The 16,864-nt window shown below is 38.9% G+C and carries 13 protein-coding genes and 2 rRNA genes; 14 read left to right on the top strand and 1 reads right to left on the bottom strand.

What is annotated here, in order from left to right:
- The 7 genes from QL998_RS14745 to ihfA form a co-directional block, all read left to right on the top strand.
- A 23S ribosomal RNA gene (locus QL998_RS14745) occupies window positions 1-105 on the top strand; the annotation flags it as partial.
- A gap of 211 nt (window positions 106-316) precedes the next feature.
- A 5S ribosomal RNA gene (gene rrf / locus QL998_RS14740) occupies window positions 317-431 on the top strand.
- Window positions 432-980: 549 nt separating this feature from the next.
- The gene (locus tag QL998_RS14735) at window positions 981-2,036 is read left to right on the top strand and encodes a DUF2066 domain-containing protein (protein ID WP_076923788.1); all 1,056 of its coding nucleotides are present in this window, start codon (window positions 981-983) and stop codon (window positions 2,034-2,036) included.
- Entirely contained in the window at window positions 2,036-2,746 is a 711-nt protein-coding gene (hda, locus tag QL998_RS14730; RefSeq protein ID WP_024600452.1) for a DnaA regulatory inactivator Hda, read from the top strand. The genes QL998_RS14735 and hda overlap by 1 nt, the downstream gene beginning before the upstream one ends.
- 345 nt (window positions 2,747-3,091) lie before the next feature.
- Window positions 3,092-4,072, top strand: a complete 981-nt coding sequence (gene pheS, locus QL998_RS14725; RefSeq protein WP_002960692.1) for a phenylalanine--tRNA ligase subunit alpha — start codon at window positions 3,092-3,094, stop codon at window positions 4,070-4,072.
- Window positions 4,073-4,087: 15 nt separating this feature from the next.
- Window positions 4,088-6,475: a phenylalanine--tRNA ligase subunit beta gene (gene pheT / locus QL998_RS14720; protein WP_290192968.1), complete on the top strand. Its 2,388-nt coding sequence runs from the start codon at window positions 4,088-4,090 to the stop codon at window positions 6,473-6,475.
- A gap of 2 nt (window positions 6,476-6,477) precedes the next feature.
- Window positions 6,478-6,777 carry an integration host factor subunit alpha gene (gene ihfA / locus QL998_RS14715; RefSeq protein WP_002960690.1) on the top strand — a complete coding sequence of 100 codons (300 nt, stop codon included), beginning with the start codon at window positions 6,478-6,480 and terminating at the stop codon, window positions 6,775-6,777.
- Between the two features lie 86 nt (window positions 6,778-6,863).
- Here the strand turns inward: ihfA and QL998_RS14710 are convergent, their stop codons facing one another.
- Complete coding sequence (locus QL998_RS14710; protein ID WP_024605015.1) at window positions 6,864-7,664, bottom strand: DUF2989 domain-containing protein; 801 nt, start codon at window positions 7,662-7,664, stop codon at window positions 6,864-6,866.
- A 174-nt stretch (window positions 7,665-7,838) separates the two neighbouring features.
- Between QL998_RS14710 and QL998_RS14705 the strand changes: the two genes are divergently transcribed.
- From QL998_RS14705 to QL998_RS14675, 7 genes are all read left to right on the top strand, one after another.
- Window positions 7,839-9,281, top strand: coding sequence for a glyceraldehyde-3-phosphate dehydrogenase (locus tag QL998_RS14705; RefSeq protein ID WP_024600455.1), 1,443 nt, complete (start codon window positions 7,839-7,841; stop codon window positions 9,279-9,281).
- 183 nt (window positions 9,282-9,464) lie between these two features.
- On the top strand, window positions 9,465-10,592 hold the full coding sequence (locus QL998_RS14700) for a M14-type cytosolic carboxypeptidase (RefSeq protein ID WP_024600456.1): 1,128 nt from the start codon (window positions 9,465-9,467) through the stop codon (window positions 10,590-10,592).
- A 379-nt stretch (window positions 10,593-10,971) separates the two neighbouring features.
- Window positions 10,972-12,474, top strand: coding sequence for an alanine/glycine:cation symporter family protein (locus QL998_RS14695; RefSeq protein ID WP_024600457.1), 1,503 nt, complete (start codon window positions 10,972-10,974; stop codon window positions 12,472-12,474).
- A 139-nt stretch (window positions 12,475-12,613) separates the two neighbouring features.
- Window positions 12,614-12,940 carry a hypothetical protein gene (locus tag QL998_RS14690; RefSeq protein ID WP_007580349.1) on the top strand — a complete coding sequence of 109 codons (327 nt, stop codon included), beginning with the start codon at window positions 12,614-12,616 and terminating at the stop codon, window positions 12,938-12,940.
- Between the two features lies 1 nt (window position 12,941).
- Window positions 12,942-13,223 carry a DUF1315 family protein gene (locus tag QL998_RS14685; RefSeq protein ID WP_007378333.1) on the top strand — a complete coding sequence of 94 codons (282 nt, stop codon included), beginning with the start codon at window positions 12,942-12,944 and terminating at the stop codon, window positions 13,221-13,223.
- Window positions 13,213-15,894 (top strand): DUF349 domain-containing protein, encoded by a 2,682-nt coding sequence (locus QL998_RS14680; protein WP_290192967.1) that lies wholly within the window; start codon window positions 13,213-13,215, stop codon window positions 15,892-15,894. Before QL998_RS14685 ends, QL998_RS14680 begins: the two co-directional genes overlap by 11 nt.
- A 365-nt stretch (window positions 15,895-16,259) precedes the next feature.
- Entirely contained in the window at window positions 16,260-16,814 is a 555-nt protein-coding gene (locus QL998_RS14675) for a DUF1439 domain-containing protein (RefSeq protein ID WP_002960677.1), read from the top strand.
- Window positions 16,815-16,864: the final 50 nt, after the last annotated feature.

Here is a 16,864-nt window from a genome sequence, read left to right as displayed (position 1 = left end):
AAGTCTCTGAAGGGCCGTTGAAGACTACAACGTTGATAGGCAAGATGTGGAAGTGGTGTGAGCCATTAAGCTAACTTGTACTAATTACCCGTGAGGCTTAACCATACAACGCCAAACGCGTTTTATGTGATAGTGAAACAAGCGAAGAAGTTAATATAACTAAAGTAGATATTACTTAGAAAGACTTAAAAAATATTATCAGATATTTTCCAAATTCAAGAGGTGACTCTTAGCGCGTAGCGTTAAAGTTGAGGCACCTTGCGCAAAGAAAATGGTAGCACTACGTGCTTGTCATTGATTCTTTGCACCTAATTTGCTTGGTGACAATAGCGTTTTGGACCCACCTGATCCCATGCCGAACTCAGTAGTGAAACGAAACAGCGCCGATGATAGTGTAGCATTTGCTATGTGAAAGTAGGACATTACCAGGCTTCAAATTGTAGAAAGCCCGAATCTAACGATTCGGGCTTTTTTACGTCTGCAAAAAAGTAAAATGCGCGCAATTAATATACACTCACATTAACATCCATCGCGTAGGGCGGGCGTAGTGACTCCCGATCCAATAATAGTGTACATATATTATGTGACACTTTACCGCTCTGGGCACTACGGCATTCTACTTCGTAGCGTACCGACCTCAAATTGTAGAGAGCCGACTAGAAATAGTCGGGCTTTTTTATGTCTGCAGAAAAATGAAATGTGAGCGAATAACGAATATTCTAAGCCGTAACATCATCGAGTAATTGCATTAATACCTTAATGATCAAACTAGACCCGAAAGGTTCGCGTTTTAAAAGTGTAGTAAAGTTAAATGTAGGTGAATAGCGTACAACTCACTCAACTATCTTATTCATATTTAATCTTTTTTACTTTCTATAAAAGCTAATTACTTTCATTTCCTTAGATAACAAATTTAATTTTGCTTTGTTACTGTCTTTGATTTAGGATCAAATCAGTTTAAAACCAAGAACTAACAGCCTGTGTATAGATTATTAATTAGCGCCATATCCATTTTATTTTGCTTTTCTGCGTCGGCAGTTGAAGTAACTGATCTATATCAAGATATTTTAAAAGTGGATGACAAAACACGAGACACTCGATTAGCTGCGAGTCGTAAAGCTTTGCTCAATGTTTTAGTGAAAGTAAGCGGTGATGAAACTGCGGATCAAAATAAATTAGCACAGCAACGCACTAAAGATATTTCTGATTATATGCTTAAGTTTGAATATGACGAGAGAGCAAATGGACAATTGAAACTCGTTGTTAAATTTGAAGCTCGAAAGATCAATGCGTTAATCAAAGAGTTAAACTTACCTTTATGGGGAGTGCAACGCCCGTTAGTCGCAATATGGTTAGGTATTGAGGACAATTGGCGCAGAGAATTAGTAACACAAGAAAGTTACCCGCAATTAGAGCAGTTAATTTATGACAAAGCAGGACGCCGTGGTCTACCTGTCGTTGTGCCATTACTTGACTTACAAGATAGACGTTTAGTAGGTATTCCTGAGGTATGGGGTAACTTTTCAGAACCAGTAGAAGAGGCCTCTAGGCGCTACAGTGCTGAGCGAAGTATTACAGCAAGAATGTATAAAGAAGCAGATAGCGAAAATTGGATTTTAGATTGGCGTTTTACTAATGATGATCAATTTGATTCAAATAGATTAACGGGCGATAAGCAGCAAATAGTGAGCCAAATGATTGATTCCTTAGCTCGAGGCCTTGCAAGCGAGTACGCTATTGATCCAAATGCTTATTATGAACAAGCCGCGGCCACGCTAACATTAAAAGGCACGCAAAGTTTTGTTGATATTGAATTAGCAAAGCAAAGATTATTGAATTTAAGCGTTGTTACGCAAGTTAAAATTGTTCGTAAAACACCAGAATTTGTAGAATTTAAACTAAACCACACTGGTAACCTAAGCGATCTTAAAAAAGGGTTAGGGCTAGACTCCTCATTTAAAGATTATGAGGATCCACGCGCTTTTTATCATGTTGTTGATAAAAATAGCTTAGAGTATCAATGGATAACGCCATAATGCTAACTTCTGAGCCGATGCAAATGGCATTACCGGTTACCTTGCCGGATGACGAAACATTTGCATCGTACTTTGGTGGGGAAGATTCGTTAGAGGTTAACCATTTAAAAGATAGCTTTTCGAAGTTAGCTAAAAAGTTTCAGTATACTTATTTATGTGGGTTAGGTGATTCGGGTAAGTCTCACCTTTTGTATGCAACCTGTATTAAAGCACAAGAGCGTGGCCTATCTAATATGCTGCTGTCTATGCGCGAAGTAGTTGACTTTGGACCTATGGTATTAGACGGTTTAGAAGCGCTTGATGTTCTATGTATTGATGACGTGCATTTAGTTGCAGGGAATGATGCATGGGAAAAAGCACTATTTAACTTTTTTAACCGGTTTAACGAACCCGGAAAAATGTTAGTAGTAACTGCCGATTTACTTCCTAGCATGCTCAATATCTCGCTGCCTGACTTAGAGTCTCGTTTAACGTGGGGGACAACCTTTCAAATTCGTTCTATGAGTGATGACGATAAAGCACAAGCACTTGTTAAGCGCGCTCATATGCGCGGTCTTGAATTAAGTGATGAGTGTGCACGCTTTTTACTAACCCGTTTAAGCCGTGATATGCGTGCTTTATTAGATGTACTCGACAAATTAGATCATGCATCTATGGCAGCACAGCGAAAATTAACTATTCCTTTTATAAAATCAACGTTAAAGCTGTAGTAGGTCTAGAATCTAGACCCTTCTTTCAGTTATCATAAGCTATTATCAGAGCGTGTTTACCTTTCCTGATTGGAATTTGTTTAACTTAAGAGTGCTTTAATCACGTCGTGAGGACTTTAGCATAGTATTTATATGCGAAACCCGAACAACAAAGAGAGTAGCCTCCGAGATAAACACTTCAAACTGCATGTGTTTGGTCTTTATTTAGCGTTATTGCATGATTTATGTAGGAAACTACAGCCCAATGCTTAACCTTATTTAATAACCAACCACACTGTTGTAAAGCAATCTTGAAAGGCCAACACGCTCTTAAGCAATCACCTTCTGTGAAAGATCAGGTATCGAATGAACTTAGAAAACATATTAGCGCAAGCACTTGAGGCGGTAGCCAGTGCCAGTGAAATAGCGCAGTTAGAAGATATCAGGGTTAATTACCTTGGTAAAAAAGGCGAAATCACTAGCTTACTTAAAACGTTAGGTAAAATAGCACCTGAAGAACGTAAAGAAGCAGGCCAAGTTATAAACCAAGCTAAACAAGATGTACAAGCTGCTATCAACGAAAAGCGTGAATTGCTAGCAAGTAAAGCACTTGAAGAAAAACTAGCTGCTGAAACTATAGATGTAACTCTACCAGGGCGTGTTATGCCTACTGGCGGTTTACACCCAGTTACGCGCACTATTGAGCGCATAGAAAGCTTTTTCGGTGAGTTAGGTTTTGAAGTTAAATCTGGTCCAGAAATCGAAGACGATTTTCATAACTTTGATGCGCTAAATATTCCAGAGCACCACCCAGCACGTGCAGATCACGATACCTTTTATTTCAATCCTAAATTAGTACTACGCACACAAACAAGTGGCGTGCAAATTCGTACTATGGAAACTGAGCAGCCACCACTGCGTATTATTTCACCTGGACGTGTATACCGTAACGATTACGACCAAACACATACACCTATGTTCCATCAGGTTGAAGGTTTAATGGTTGATACCGATGTTAGCTTTACTGAGCTAAAAGGTATTTTGCATGATTTTTTACGTAACTTTTTTGAAGAAGATATGGAAATTCGTTTCCGTCCTTCATTCTTCCCATTTACAGAACCTTCAGCTGAAGTAGATGTTATGGGTAAAGACGGCAAGTGGTTAGAAGTACTAGGCTGTGGCATGGTACATCCAAATGTACTTAAGTCTGTGGGTATCGACCCAGAAAAATACACCGGCTTTGCCTTTGGCATGGGTGTAGAGCGTTTAACCATGTTGCGCTATGGCGTAAACGATTTACGTGCATTTTTCGAAAATGACTTAAAATTCCTGAACCAGTTCCGTTAAGAGTGAAACAATAAAATGAAATTTAGTGAAAAGTGGTTAAGAGAGTGGGTTAATCCTGCTATTGATACGCAAGCTCTTTCGGAACAGCTTTCAATGGCTGGTTTAGAAGTTGATGGCGTTGAGCCTGCTGCTGCCAAATTTAATGGCGTAGTTGTAGGTGAAGTTGTTGAATGTGGACAACACCCTGATGCAGATAAACTGCGTGTTACCAAAATTAACGTCGGTGGCGATGAGCTACTTGATATCGTGTGTGGTGCACCAAATTGTCGTTTAGGTATTAAAGTTGCTGTTGCAACTGTGGGCGCTGTACTGCCTGGTGACTTTAAAATTAAAAAAGCCAAACTACGCGGTCAATCTTCAAACGGAATGCTATGTGCTTTTGTTGAGCTAGGTATTAGCGAAGAAGGCGACGGCATTATGGAATTGCCAAGCGATGCACCAGTAGGCACTGATTTACGTGACTACCTAGGTCTTGATGATAATAGTATAGATGTTGATTTAACACCAAACCGTGGTGACTGTTTAGGCATTAAAGGCCTTGCTCGTGAAGTAGGCGTTTTAAACAGTATTGACGTAAATGTATTAGATATTCCAGCGGTTACCCCAACAATTGACGATAAAATATCGATTGAATTAGTGAACGAAGATGCATGTCCTCGTTACCTTGGTCGTGTGATCAAAGGCATTAACCTTGATGCAGAAACACCGCTTTGGATGGTTGAAAAGCTACGCCGCAGTGGCGTACGTTCAATCGACCCAGTAGTTGATGTTACAAACTATGTATTACTTGAGCTTGGTCACCCAATGCACGCGTTTGATTTAAATGCGATTGAAGGTGGTATTAAAGTACGTAGTGCAAACGCAGATGAAGAACTTGTTTTATTAGACGGTAACACCGCTAAATTAAACAACACTACACTTGTGATAGCCGATCATAACAAAGCACTTGCAATAGCGGGTATTTTTGGTGGTGAGCAATCAGGTGTTACAGATAAAACATCTGATATATTACTTGAAAGCGCATTTTTTAATCCTGTAGCAATTGCAGGGCAAGCACGTAGCTACGGTTTACACACTGATGCTTCACACCGTTATGAACGCGGTGTTGATTTTGCTCTGCAACATGATGCAATGGAACGTGCAACAGCGCTACTTCTTGAAATCGTAGGCGGTCAAGCAGGCCCAGTTGTTGAAGCTGTAGCGGCTGACAAACTACCAAAAGTGACTGAAGTACGTCTTCGTCGAGCTCGTTTAGACCGTGTTATTGGTCATCATATTGAAGATGCTAAAGTAACAGATATTCTTACGCGTTTAGGTCTTGATGTTAAAGTAGAAAATGAAAGCTGGAGTGCGGACGTACCAAGCTACCGTTTTGATATTCGCATCGAAGAAGATTTAATTGAAGAAGTAGCACGTGTTTACGGTTACAACAGCATTCCTAATGTTGCACCAACTGCAAAACTTAAAATGACGACGCATAACGAAGCAACTATTGCGCTTAGCAAGTTCCGTAATACGTTAGTGACTCGTGGTTACCAAGAAGCAATTACATACAGCTTTGTAGACCCTAAAGCACAAGCTATTTTACACCCAGAGTGTGAAGCAATGGTATTACCGCACCCTATTTCAATTGAAATGTCAGCGATGCGTGTAAGTTTAATGCCGGGTTTATTAGCGTCTGTAGCGTATAACCAAAATCGCCAACAGCCTCGTATTCGTTTATTCGAACATGGTCTTAAATTTATAAGCGACGAAAGTGCAGAAAATGGTGTTTACCAAGTACCGGTTATTGGTGGCGCTATTACGGGCCTTGTAAATGGTGAACATTGGGTTGAAGAAAAACGTAACGTTGATTTTTACGATTTAAAAGGTGATGTTGAAGCCTTACTTGCAATTACTAATGACGTTACTCGCTTTGAAATTAAAGCCGAGCAGTCAGATGGACTTCATCCTGGTCAATCAGCTGTAATATATGTTGATGGCAAAAAGGTTGGTTTTTTTGGTGCTTTACATCCTCAAGCTCAAAAGTCGTTAGATATCAACAACGCAACTTTTGTTTTTGAAATTGAAATGTCAGCAATAGAAAAAAGAAATTTACCGCAAGCAGAAGGGGTGTCTAAATTCCCTTCAAATCGCCGCGACATCGCGATTTTAGTGGCAGACAGCGTTAAATCTGGCGACATTTTAAGCGTGATCGAAAAAGTTGGCGGAAATCAATTGGTTGACCTAAACTTATTCGATGTGTATAAGGGCAAAGGTATTGAGCCAAATTATAAGAGTTTGGCGATTGCTCTAACACTGCAAGCGGTTGATAGAACACTCGAAGAGAAAGATATCAATCTAGTAGTTGATAACGTGGTGGCCGAATTGGCCGAACAGTTTAATGCATCGTTGAGGGACTAGATATGGCGCTTACTAAAGCCGACATAGCTGAACACCTATTTGAAAAGCTCGGGATCAATAAAAAAGATGCCAAAGATTTAGTTGAAGCGTTTTTTGAAGAAATCCGCTCAGCGCTAGAAAAAGGCGAGCAGGTTAAGCTCTCTGGATTTGGTAACTTTGATCTTCGAGACAAAAAAGAAAGACCAGGCCGCAATCCGAAAACAGGCGAAGATATTCCTATTTCGGCACGTCGCGTGGTGACTTTTCGACCAGGTCAAAAGCTTAAAACCCGCGTAGAAGTGGGCACAAGCAAAGCAAAATAAAAAAAGGCAGCGTAAGCTGCCTTTTTTATTGTCTAAAATAACTCCGCTCTAGCGGAGTTATTTAGTTGTACCGTTAGAAAACTTTTTTAAAACTCTCGAGGAGATACAAAATCACCTGCCATTATTTGCTGAAATGTTTGCTCTGCAAGTACATCTAGGCTGTCTAAGCTTTTACCATTCGTTATTAATTGCTGCTCAATTTCAAACACGTCAATATTTTCAATCCCCGACATTTGCGCTACTTTAGAAAATATATATGCATGCTTAAATTTATCATGTTTATAAAAAAGACTAATAAGTGATGTATACACTTCAGGATTCGGTACGTTGTCTTTTTTATTGAGTTCTAAAGTCTTATAAAGCAAATCGATGGTTTTTTCATCATCAAATTTAATATAGTATGATGCTAGAAAAAATTGCATTTCGGCACTTTGCGTTACACTTTTGTCATTTTCTATCGCTAATAATTTAGTCAGTGCACTTTGGTTATTATTTCGTGACCATTGGTAGTAGAGCAAACCTGGATGGTTTGTATTTTGGGTATCTTGATATAAGCGAGTCATTTCTTTAATGCTCGTTAATTGACCGTCAATACGTGACGTTTTTTTAGCTTTTAACTTAATATGTTCAATTTTAGCGGCCACAGTTATACATTGGTTATAGGATTCAAAGTCCTTGAGTAATTGGTATTTATTTTCATCAGTAGGGTCTTTGTATTCTATGTAACGTTTGATAATCACATCAGAACGCTCATCCTTGCAGTGGCTGTCTTTGTTTAAGTCGCTACAAAAGCCAGGTGTTTCTTTGCACACTTGTGCGAGTGTCAACGGTTCTTCACACCCTGTCAACGTTAGCAAACCCAATAGTACACTTGCTTTTTTAAGCATCCCTTAACCCCAAATGAATATCTACCTTGCTATTCTAACGCAATCATTTAACGCCTAACAGTAGAGAATAACTTCAGATTAAATTAGAATAGCCCTGCCTGAAGTGCATTACTCTCAAAATATAGTGCATTTTTAAAGGCTATCCGTTCAAAATGATAAACTTAGGTAAATAAAATGACCTCATCTCACGAGTTAGAATACACAAATAGTTGGCAAGAGCGCCAAGATTACGCAGAAAGCATGCAACCAATCATTGGTAAACTTTACCGTAATCGTGGTATCGAAATCGCTGTATATGGCCGTCCTCTCGTAAATGCCAGTACTATTGATATTATCAAATCTCACAAAACCGTTGCTCAGTTTGAAGGCACTAAATTACGTTTGCGCGAAAGCTTTCCATTTTTAGAAGCTATCAGCAAAATGGAATTAAACTCTGCGCGTATTGATATTGGTAAACTTGCATATAGCTATTTGTTCACAGAAGCAGCTAAAGGCCGCTCAGTAGAAGAATTTGTAAAAGATGAACTTGCAGAAATAGCTGACTTACCAGCGAAAGAACCACGCGATGTTGTATTGTATGGTTTTGGTCGTATTGGTCGTTTACTAGCGCGTTTATTAATTGAAAAATCAGGTCCATATGCAGATTTACGTTTGCGCGCTATTGTTGTGCGTGGCGGTAAAGATGGGGATCTTGAAAAGCGCGCAAGCTTACTGCGTCGTGATTCAATTCACGGTCCTTTCAATGGTTCAATCACTATTGATAAAGAGCGTAATGCAATTAAAGCTAACGGTAGCTACATTCAAGTTATTTACGCTAACTCTCCTAGCGAAATTGATTACACTCAATACGGTATCGACGATGCATTAATTGTTGATAACACCGGTATTTGGAAAGACGAAGCGGGCCTTGGCCAGCATCTAGAGTGTAAGGGCGCTGCAAAAGTATTATTAACAGCTCCTGCAAAAGGTAATATCAAAAACATCGTATATGGTGTTAATAACAAAGATATTTTACCTGAAGATAAAATCGTTTGTGCAGCAAGCTGTACAACTAATGCAATTACACCAACGCTTAAAGCACTAAACGATAAGTTTGGTATTAATAATGGTCATGTTGAAACTGTACACTCGTACACGAACGATCAAAACCTTATTGATAACTACCACAAAGCAGAGCGCCGTGGCCGTGCCGCAGCACTTAACATGGTAATTACTGAAACAGGGGCTGCAAAAGCGGTTTCAAAAGCATTACCAGAGCTTGAAGGCAAATTAACAGGTAACGCAATCCGCGTACCTACACCTAATGTGTCGCTAGCTATTTTAAATCTTAACTTAGCAACAAGCACATCAGTTGAAGAGCTAAACGCATTTTTACGCGATACTGCACTTCATTCAGACTTACGTGACCAAATTGATTACACCGCATCAACGGAAATTGTATCTACCGATTTAGTAGGTAGCCGTTACGCAGGTGTTGTTGATTCACAAGCAACGATTGTTGAAGATAACCGTATCGTTTTGTATGTATGGTACGACAATGAGTTTGGTTACAGCTGCCAAGTAGTTCGTTGTATGCGCGATATGGCCGAAGTGTCATTCCCAAGCTTACCTCGCTAATTTATTTGCAGTGACTTAAAAGCCAGCATGTTGCTGGCTTTTTTGGTCGTGTATTATTTTTAAAGTGTATGCCTTGTGATAGGCTTTAATTAAGAAAATGCACATTCGTTTTACTATTTACAAAATAATGTCAGTTCTGTGAATTAATAAACAGATAAACTTATTCAACCTAAAGGTTTTTCCATGAAAATCAGCAGCAATTTCGACAGTGGTAATATCAAAGTTATTGAAGCCACCGATCCTTTAAATATTCAATTAGAAATTAATAAAGATCACCAGTCTGAATTTTATCAGTGGTTTCACTTTCGTCTTGAAACAACACCTTACCAATTGCATAAGTTAAATATTAATGAGCTTGATAAATCAGCTTACCCAGATGGTTGGGAAGGGTATCAAGCTGTTGCATCATATGACCGTCAAACATGGTTTCGCGTACCATCAAGCTATGAAAATGGCACATTAAGCTTTGAAATTGAACCAGAGTGCGGCAGTGTTTATTTTGCTTACTTTGCACCATACAGTTACGACCGCCATTTAGATTTATTGTCTTGGGCACAAAGCCAAGGTGCTTGCCAATTAATAACGCTTGGTGAAACACTCGATGGCCGCGATATGAGTGTGCTTAAAATTGGTGAGCCAAGTGAAGATAAGAAAAACATCTGGATCACAGCACGTCAACATCCAGGTGAAACAATGGCAGAGTGGTATGTTGAAGGTCTACTGCACAAACTTCTTGATGACGAGGATCCACATGCAGCTGCGCTTCTATCAAAAGCAGTGTTTTACGTTGTGCCAAATATGAATCCAGATGGCAGCGCACGCGGACATCTTCGTACTAATGCTAAAGGCGTTAACTTAAACCGTGAATGGCAAACACCAAGTATGGAAAATAGCCCTGAGGTTTACTTAGTGCTTAATAAAATGCGCGAAGCTGGCTTAGATATGCACTTAGACATACACGGTGATGAAGCTATACCTTATAACTTTGTGGCAGGCAGTGAAGGTATTCCAAGTTACGATGCTCGTCTTAAAGGCCTTGAAGATAGCTTTAAAGCTGCGCTTTTGACTATTACTCCAGAGTTTCAAGATGAGCATGGCTATCCAAAAGATGAGCCAGGTCAAGCTAACCTTACGGTAGGTTCATCAGCTACTGCTGAAGAATTCAAAGCATTAACGTACACAATTGAAATGCCATTTAAAGACAACAACGATTTACCTGATCCAGACTATGGCTGGTCAGACCGTCGTTCTTATCAATTTGGTCAAGATACATTAGCGGCTATTGTTAATGTTGTTGATGATTTAAGATAAAACGCTTATCTAAAAGGGTATCAATAGTTTTGATACCCTTTTTGCTTTTAATAAAACCCTTTGTATAAAAAATAATAATCATATAGCAGCTTTATTCTTAAAACGTTTTCAACGCTTCTTCGCTGCGTATCATCACCGTATCGGTACAAATCAATCTACTTTCATTTAAATACTACAGATGTAGTGCCTTTTGCCAAGTGTGTAATTATATATTTTGAAAATTAAGTGTTAACAACCTTGGGGTACTTAAGTTAATATTAATTAAATCATGAGTCGGGGCGGAAGAGGTGAAATCTTATTTCGTAAAGCTTATGTAGCGTAGTAGCTAAAACAGAGTCTCGTAATTAAAAAATAATAAATATAACTATAGAGGATATCCATGGAAGCTTTTGTAAGCGCTGTTAATGATGTTGTTTGGAGTAATGCACTCATCTATTTATGCCTAGGCGCAGGCTTGTTTTATTCAGTACTAACTAGATTTGCTCAAGTTAGACATTTTAAAGAAATGTGTAAGTTATTATTTAGTCCTAACACGTCTGATAAAGGTATTTCATCTTTTCAAGCCCTTGCAGTATCGTTGTCTGGACGCGTAGGCGTTGGTAATATCGCAGGTGTGGCAGCAGCTATCGGTTTTGGTGGGCCAGGTGCTATTTTTTGGATGTGGGTTGTTGCTTTTCTAGGTGCAAGTACTGCTTACGCAGAATCAACTTTAGGCCAAATTTATAAAACAGAAGAAGACGGGCAATATCGTGGTGGCCCAGCCTATTATTTTGACCGTTGTTTAGGACAAAAATGGTTGGCTGTCTTATTTGCTGTTTCGGCAATTATTGCATGTGGTGTTTTTCTGCCTGGTGTACAAGCGAATGCGGTAGGTAATGCGTTTACCCAAGTATTTGGCGATGGCAATATGGTCTCGACTAGTTTTGGTGATGTAGGTAGCTTTAAGTTAGTCGCTTTGGCAATAATCCTTATTGTTTTAGCGTTTATTATTTTTGGCGGTATAAAACGTATTGCGAACTTTACGCAAATAGTAGTGCCATTTATGGCGCTTGGTTACATAGTACTGGCATTAATCGTGGTATTTTTAAATTTAGATAAAGTAGGCGATATATTCTATTTAATTATTAGTGATGCATTTACTGCGCAGGCCGGTTTTGGTGCCGCTATTGGTTGGGGCGTTAAGCGTGGTATATATTCTAATGAAGCAGGGCAAGGTAGTGGGCCTCATGCAGCCGCAGCAGCAGAGGTTGATCACCCTGCTCAACAGGGTTTAGTGCAAGCTTTCTCTGTTTATGTTGATACCATTTTTGTATGTACTGCAACAGCACTCATGATTTTAATAACGCAGCAATACAATGTTGTGGGTGAGTTACCAGCAGGGCAGTTCATTGTACAAAATGTTGATGCAGCGACTGAGGTCGGTTCAGCAGCCTTTACTCAAATGGCTTTATTTAGTGTATTTGGCAGCTTTGGACAAGCATTTGTCGGTATTGCATTATTCTTCTTTGCCTTTACCACAATACTCGCTTATTACTTTATTGCAGAAACTAATATTGCTTACTTAAATCGTTATTTTAAAGGCAATATCCCACTTGTCCTCGTGAAGTTCGTGATTATGTTTATGGTTGCATACGGTATGGTTAATAATTCAGGTTATATCTGGACTATTGGAGATATTGGCGTTGGTTTAATGGCCTGGATTAACATATTGGGTATCTTAGCTATTTTCTTTGTAGCTAAGCCTGCTTTACTATGTTTGAGCGATTACGAAGATCAGAAGAAAAAAGGTGGAAAAATCACATTTGACCCTGTCAAACTAGGTATTAAAAATGCCACTTTCTGGGAAAAACGTTTAGGGAAACAGTCAAAAGACACTGAGTAACTAAACTTAATGAGTAACTTGTTAGATTATCGTCTCTAAATCAGTTATTGGTTTGAATTCAAAAAAGACAACGAGAAATAAAACAAGTACAATAAAGGCGCCGAAAGGCGCTTTTTTTATGCGTAGTATGGAGAGAAGTATGGCGATCATTCGTTGCCCAAAATGTGCAAAATCAATTTCAGATAAACATAAGCAATGTCCGCATTGCGAAAGCAATATTGCAGAGCTAAACGACGAGCAAGTTTTACAACTTCAGCGCGAACAGCGAATTAAAAAAAAGCAGATGTTTATAAATCACTCCTTTTTAGCGCTTATCTTATTTTTAGGTGGTTTTTTCTGTTTGTACTTTTTACAACCGCAAGAAAAAACGCTTCAGTGGTATGCTTATACTGCGGCTATTGGCGTAGGGTGTATTTGGTATCTTATTAACCGTATTGTTTTAGTGACTCTAAAAAAGAAAAAATGACATGAATATCGACAATCTTGTACAAAATATTACTCCCGAATTATTCGAACGCTTGCAATACGGTGCGTCTACTGGAAAATGGCCAGACGGAACTGTTTTATCAGACGAGCAAAAGCAACAAACAGTGCAGTTGGTTATGTTGTATCAAGCAAAAGTGGCTCAATCAAATGAGCAATTTACGATTGGTGCTAATGGTGAAATGATCCAAAAGACAAAAGCTCAACTACAAAAAGAATTTAAATCAGACAACGAAATAGCTAGGTTTAGTGAACATGATCTTTAAGCACCTTTTTACACCAAAATGGAAACACCCTAAGCAACAAGTACGTCTTGATGCTATCGAAAAATTAAACATTGAACGTGATGCAACCATATTAAACACGTTAGCACTTGAAGATAGTTCAGCTGAAATACGCCGCAAAGCACTACAAAAAGTAAACGAGTTACCACTTTGGTGGAAAGCATATAAACAAGATCAAGCATTAAAAGATATCGCAGAGCTGCAAATATCTAATGCTGTTTTAAATAGCGAGAGTGCACTAACACCGCAAATTAAAAACGAATACATAGAGCGTTTTGCACCCGTTAAAACACTCGAAAAGTTAGCGTTTGCAGAAAAAGAACTGCAAGTACGCGTTAAATTATTAAAACGTTTAGCAAATCCAAAACTAGTAGAAAAAGCATTTAAAGAAGGTAGCGAAGAGCTACAAGCTCAATTAGTTGAACTTGTTATTACTCATCAATTAATTAAGCCATTAGTAAAGCATGCAAAGGGTGGTGCAAAAGCAGCACTTGAAACGCATATTGAAAATGAGCGTTTAGCAATTGAAATGCCACTACAGGTTGAAAGTGCAACACGTGTTATTTTAGCTAAGTTAAATGCCTTACGTGAAAAAACAGATTTTGGTGTTGTAAATCCACAAGCCGGCGAATTAATGGCCCAGTGGCAAGCACTTGAGCTTAAATGGCTAAGTGATGAGCGTGTTAAGCTTCTTGACGAAAAATATATTTCGATTACCACTAAGTTAGATGCACACATTGAACAGCTAAAAGCGGTACACGACAAAGAGCAGCAAAAATTAGCGCTACAACAGCGCCAATTGCTAGCGCTTGCAACTGTTGAAGCGTTAAGTGAAGAAATAGAAAACGCCTTACAGCTAGGCCTTGAAACACCAGAGCAAATTCAGCAAGATTGGCTTGATACAAAAGTAGCGCAAGCTAAGCAAGCTATTAGCGAAACAGAACTTGCTAATAATGCGCAATCTAAACTGGCTGTAAGCAAGTTAGAAAAACTATTTACTCAAGTTGCTAAGTTACCTGAGCTAACAACGGCTATTAAAGAGTACAAACTCGCTTTTGCAGCATTATGCGAAATTAAGCCAGCAGAAGATTTAGCACAATACGATGAAATTCTAACTGAATTTAATAATGGTTTTAAAGCAGCGCGTAGTCATTTGAATATTTTAGATAGCGCACTGCAAAGTACCTTTAAAACACAGTTAAATACGTATAAAAAGCAATTTTTAGCACCAATGAATGAGCTAGTTAAGCCACTTGAAAAAAACCAAAGCCAAGCAAAACGCAAAGCTCGTGATGTTAAACGCCTAATTGAAGAAGGTCGATTTAATGTTGCCTTTGGCGTGTTTAAAGGGTTTGAAGAGTTATTTAATACACTTACTGAGCAATATCAACAGCCGCTTGCAAACATAAAAGCGGAACTTGAAGCGCAACTTGCAGATGCTAAAGATTGGCAAAAATACGCTGCAGCACCAAAGCGTGAAGCTTTATTAGAAGAAGTAAGCGCATTAGTAAGTGAAGAGTGTACTGACCCACAACAACGTGCAGAGCAAGTAAAAGTGCTACGCAAACGTTGGAATGAGTTAGGTCGCTTAGATACAGATGAAGAAAAGCAACAAGGCGTACAGTTTGATGAAAAAATCGAGCTGTTATTTGCACCTTGTCGTAGTTACTTTGCAGAGCAAGAAGTACAACGCGAGGCCTCAAAAGCACAACGCGAAAGTATTATTAGCGACATGCACGCGCTTCATTTACAGCCTACGGCTGAGGATGACTTTGATTGGAAGCAATATGAAAGCCAATACAATCGTTTAAACAAAGCGTGGCGCAGTGTAGGTAAAGTTGATCCTAAAACATACCGTACACTAAACGATCGTTATAAAAGCGAGCAACAACAAGTACTGGCTTTATTAAACGCATTTCATAAAAGTAATGCCGTACTTAAAAATGAATTAGTAGAAAAAGCGCAGCAATTATCACAAAGCGATGATTTAGCCGCTGCGTGCCAAGAGTTGAAGCAAATGCAGCAGCAATGGCAAACAATTGGTTTTGCAGGTTTAAAAGCTGAAAATGCGTTATGGCAAAAGTTTCGTCAGTATAACGATGAAACATTTACTAAACGTAGTAGTGAATTTGAGCAGCAAAAACTTGATCAAAATGAGTCAGATAAACAAGCAGTTGCAGAACTTGCTGAGCTTGAAGCAGCACTTAGCGATGTAAATCAAAGAGCACAGTTGCACGACCTAGAAACAAAAGTGAAAGGGTACACGCAATTTAGATCGTTAGCGCCAAAAGTTACTAAGCTACTAGCAGCTATTGACGATAAACTTGCATTGCTTACAAGCAAATCAGAGCAAGCTAATCTAGATGCGTTAATTACAGCACTTGAAAACAATGAAGCGTTACCAAGTCAGTATCAAGCACCACTTAAAACAGCATTAAATACAGATCAACTTATTACGCGCATGGAAATATTAGCGAACGTAAGTTCAACTGATAAGTCACTTAGAATGGCAGAACAAGTAGCCATGTTAGATGACAAACATCGTGGCGAACATGCTGATTTAAACTATTATTTAAAACAGTTATTAGCGCTCAGTAGCGGTTCAGTTGAACCTGACACACTAACGCGACTTAAAGCGACACTTGCAGCTTAATGCACTAGGGCGTGTTGACCTTTCGTGGTTGAATTTGCAGCAGACTGTTTGGTATTTAGGCAAGGCAGAGTCTATGTAGTGTGGTTATTCCCCATAAATAGGCGATAACGCAGCATAAATGCCAAACATGCGCTGCCCTTTGGTTCTTTCTAGGGACGATTAACTCTTTGTTGCTCGGTTTTGACTTAGCCCGCTAGGTTACAAACCTCACGCCGCGATTAAATCGACCCTAGATTGAACAAATTTCAATCCACAAAGGTCAACACGCCCTAGAACCAGCGTAATATATGCTGGTTACTATTTTAATAAGCCGCTTTAATAGCGGCTTTTTTATGTACCACTAATTTATAAACAAAAGGGTTCTCATGAGAATTTTAGTTATTATTGCAGCGTTATTTTTAACTGCCTGTAATACCACGCAAGGCATATCAGTATATTCATTTACTAACTCTGAGGTTGAGTCTGTACTGGGTAAGCAATTACCAAAGTTAAGTGAAAAAGTAAGCTTAATGGGTTTGCCAGTTCAGTTTGATGTAAATGATTTGAGCGTAAATATTGGGCCTGATAACCGCGACGTTGTTGTTCTTGGTGCTGATTCAAGCGCTGAAATTAATGCATTCGCACTTAAATACCCAGTGCGTTTAAAGCTACAAATTGAAGGTAGCCCATTTTACGACAGTGAGAAAAAAGCGGTGTTTTTACGTAATATTAAATTACTTGATTCGAGTGTTGATGCCGGTGGTTTCAAAGGTAATTTAGGTGCACTTGATAGCCAAGCAATGGATGTGATTAATGCTTTTTTAGCGGTTAACCCTGTTTATACTCTAAATATGGATGACCCTAAAATGATGCTACTTAGTAAGCTTCCACTTGATATGAAAGTGGTTGAAGGTGCAATTAAGCTAGTACCTCGTCTATAAGTAGATCTACCTACTTATAATATACGTATTAATTAGCCTGACTTTCAGGC

Source organism: Pseudoalteromonas sp. APC 3691 (genome assembly GCF_030408135.1).
Lineage (GTDB): Bacteria > Pseudomonadota > Gammaproteobacteria > Enterobacterales > Alteromonadaceae > Pseudoalteromonas.
This window is presented reverse-complemented; position numbering and strand designations above follow the sequence as displayed.

Coding starts and splice junctions, on each gene's coding strand:
- hda (WP_024600452.1), top strand. CDS start 2,036: ATGCTAACTTCTGAGCCGATGCAAATGGCATTACCGGTTACCTTGCCG.
- pheS (WP_002960692.1), top strand. CDS start 3,092: ATGAACTTAGAAAACATATTAGCGCAAGCACTTGAGGCGGTAGCCAGT.
- pheT (WP_290192968.1), top strand. CDS start 4,088: ATGAAATTTAGTGAAAAGTGGTTAAGAGAGTGGGTTAATCCTGCTATT.
- ihfA (WP_002960690.1), top strand. CDS start 6,478: ATGGCGCTTACTAAAGCCGACATAGCTGAACACCTATTTGAAAAGCTC.
- QL998_RS14710 (WP_024605015.1), bottom strand. CDS start 7,664: ATGCTTAAAAAAGCAAGTGTACTATTGGGTTTGCTAACGTTGACAGGG.
- QL998_RS14705 (WP_024600455.1), top strand. CDS start 7,839: ATGACCTCATCTCACGAGTTAGAATACACAAATAGTTGGCAAGAGCGC.
- QL998_RS14700 (WP_024600456.1), top strand. CDS start 9,465: ATGAAAATCAGCAGCAATTTCGACAGTGGTAATATCAAAGTTATTGAA.
- QL998_RS14695 (WP_024600457.1), top strand. CDS start 10,972: ATGGAAGCTTTTGTAAGCGCTGTTAATGATGTTGTTTGGAGTAATGCA.
- QL998_RS14690 (WP_007580349.1), top strand. CDS start 12,614: ATGGCGATCATTCGTTGCCCAAAATGTGCAAAATCAATTTCAGATAAA.
- QL998_RS14685 (WP_007378333.1), top strand. CDS start 12,942: ATGAATATCGACAATCTTGTACAAAATATTACTCCCGAATTATTCGAA.
- QL998_RS14680 (WP_290192967.1), top strand. CDS start 13,213: ATGATCTTTAAGCACCTTTTTACACCAAAATGGAAACACCCTAAGCAA.
- QL998_RS14675 (WP_002960677.1), top strand. CDS start 16,260: ATGAGAATTTTAGTTATTATTGCAGCGTTATTTTTAACTGCCTGTAAT.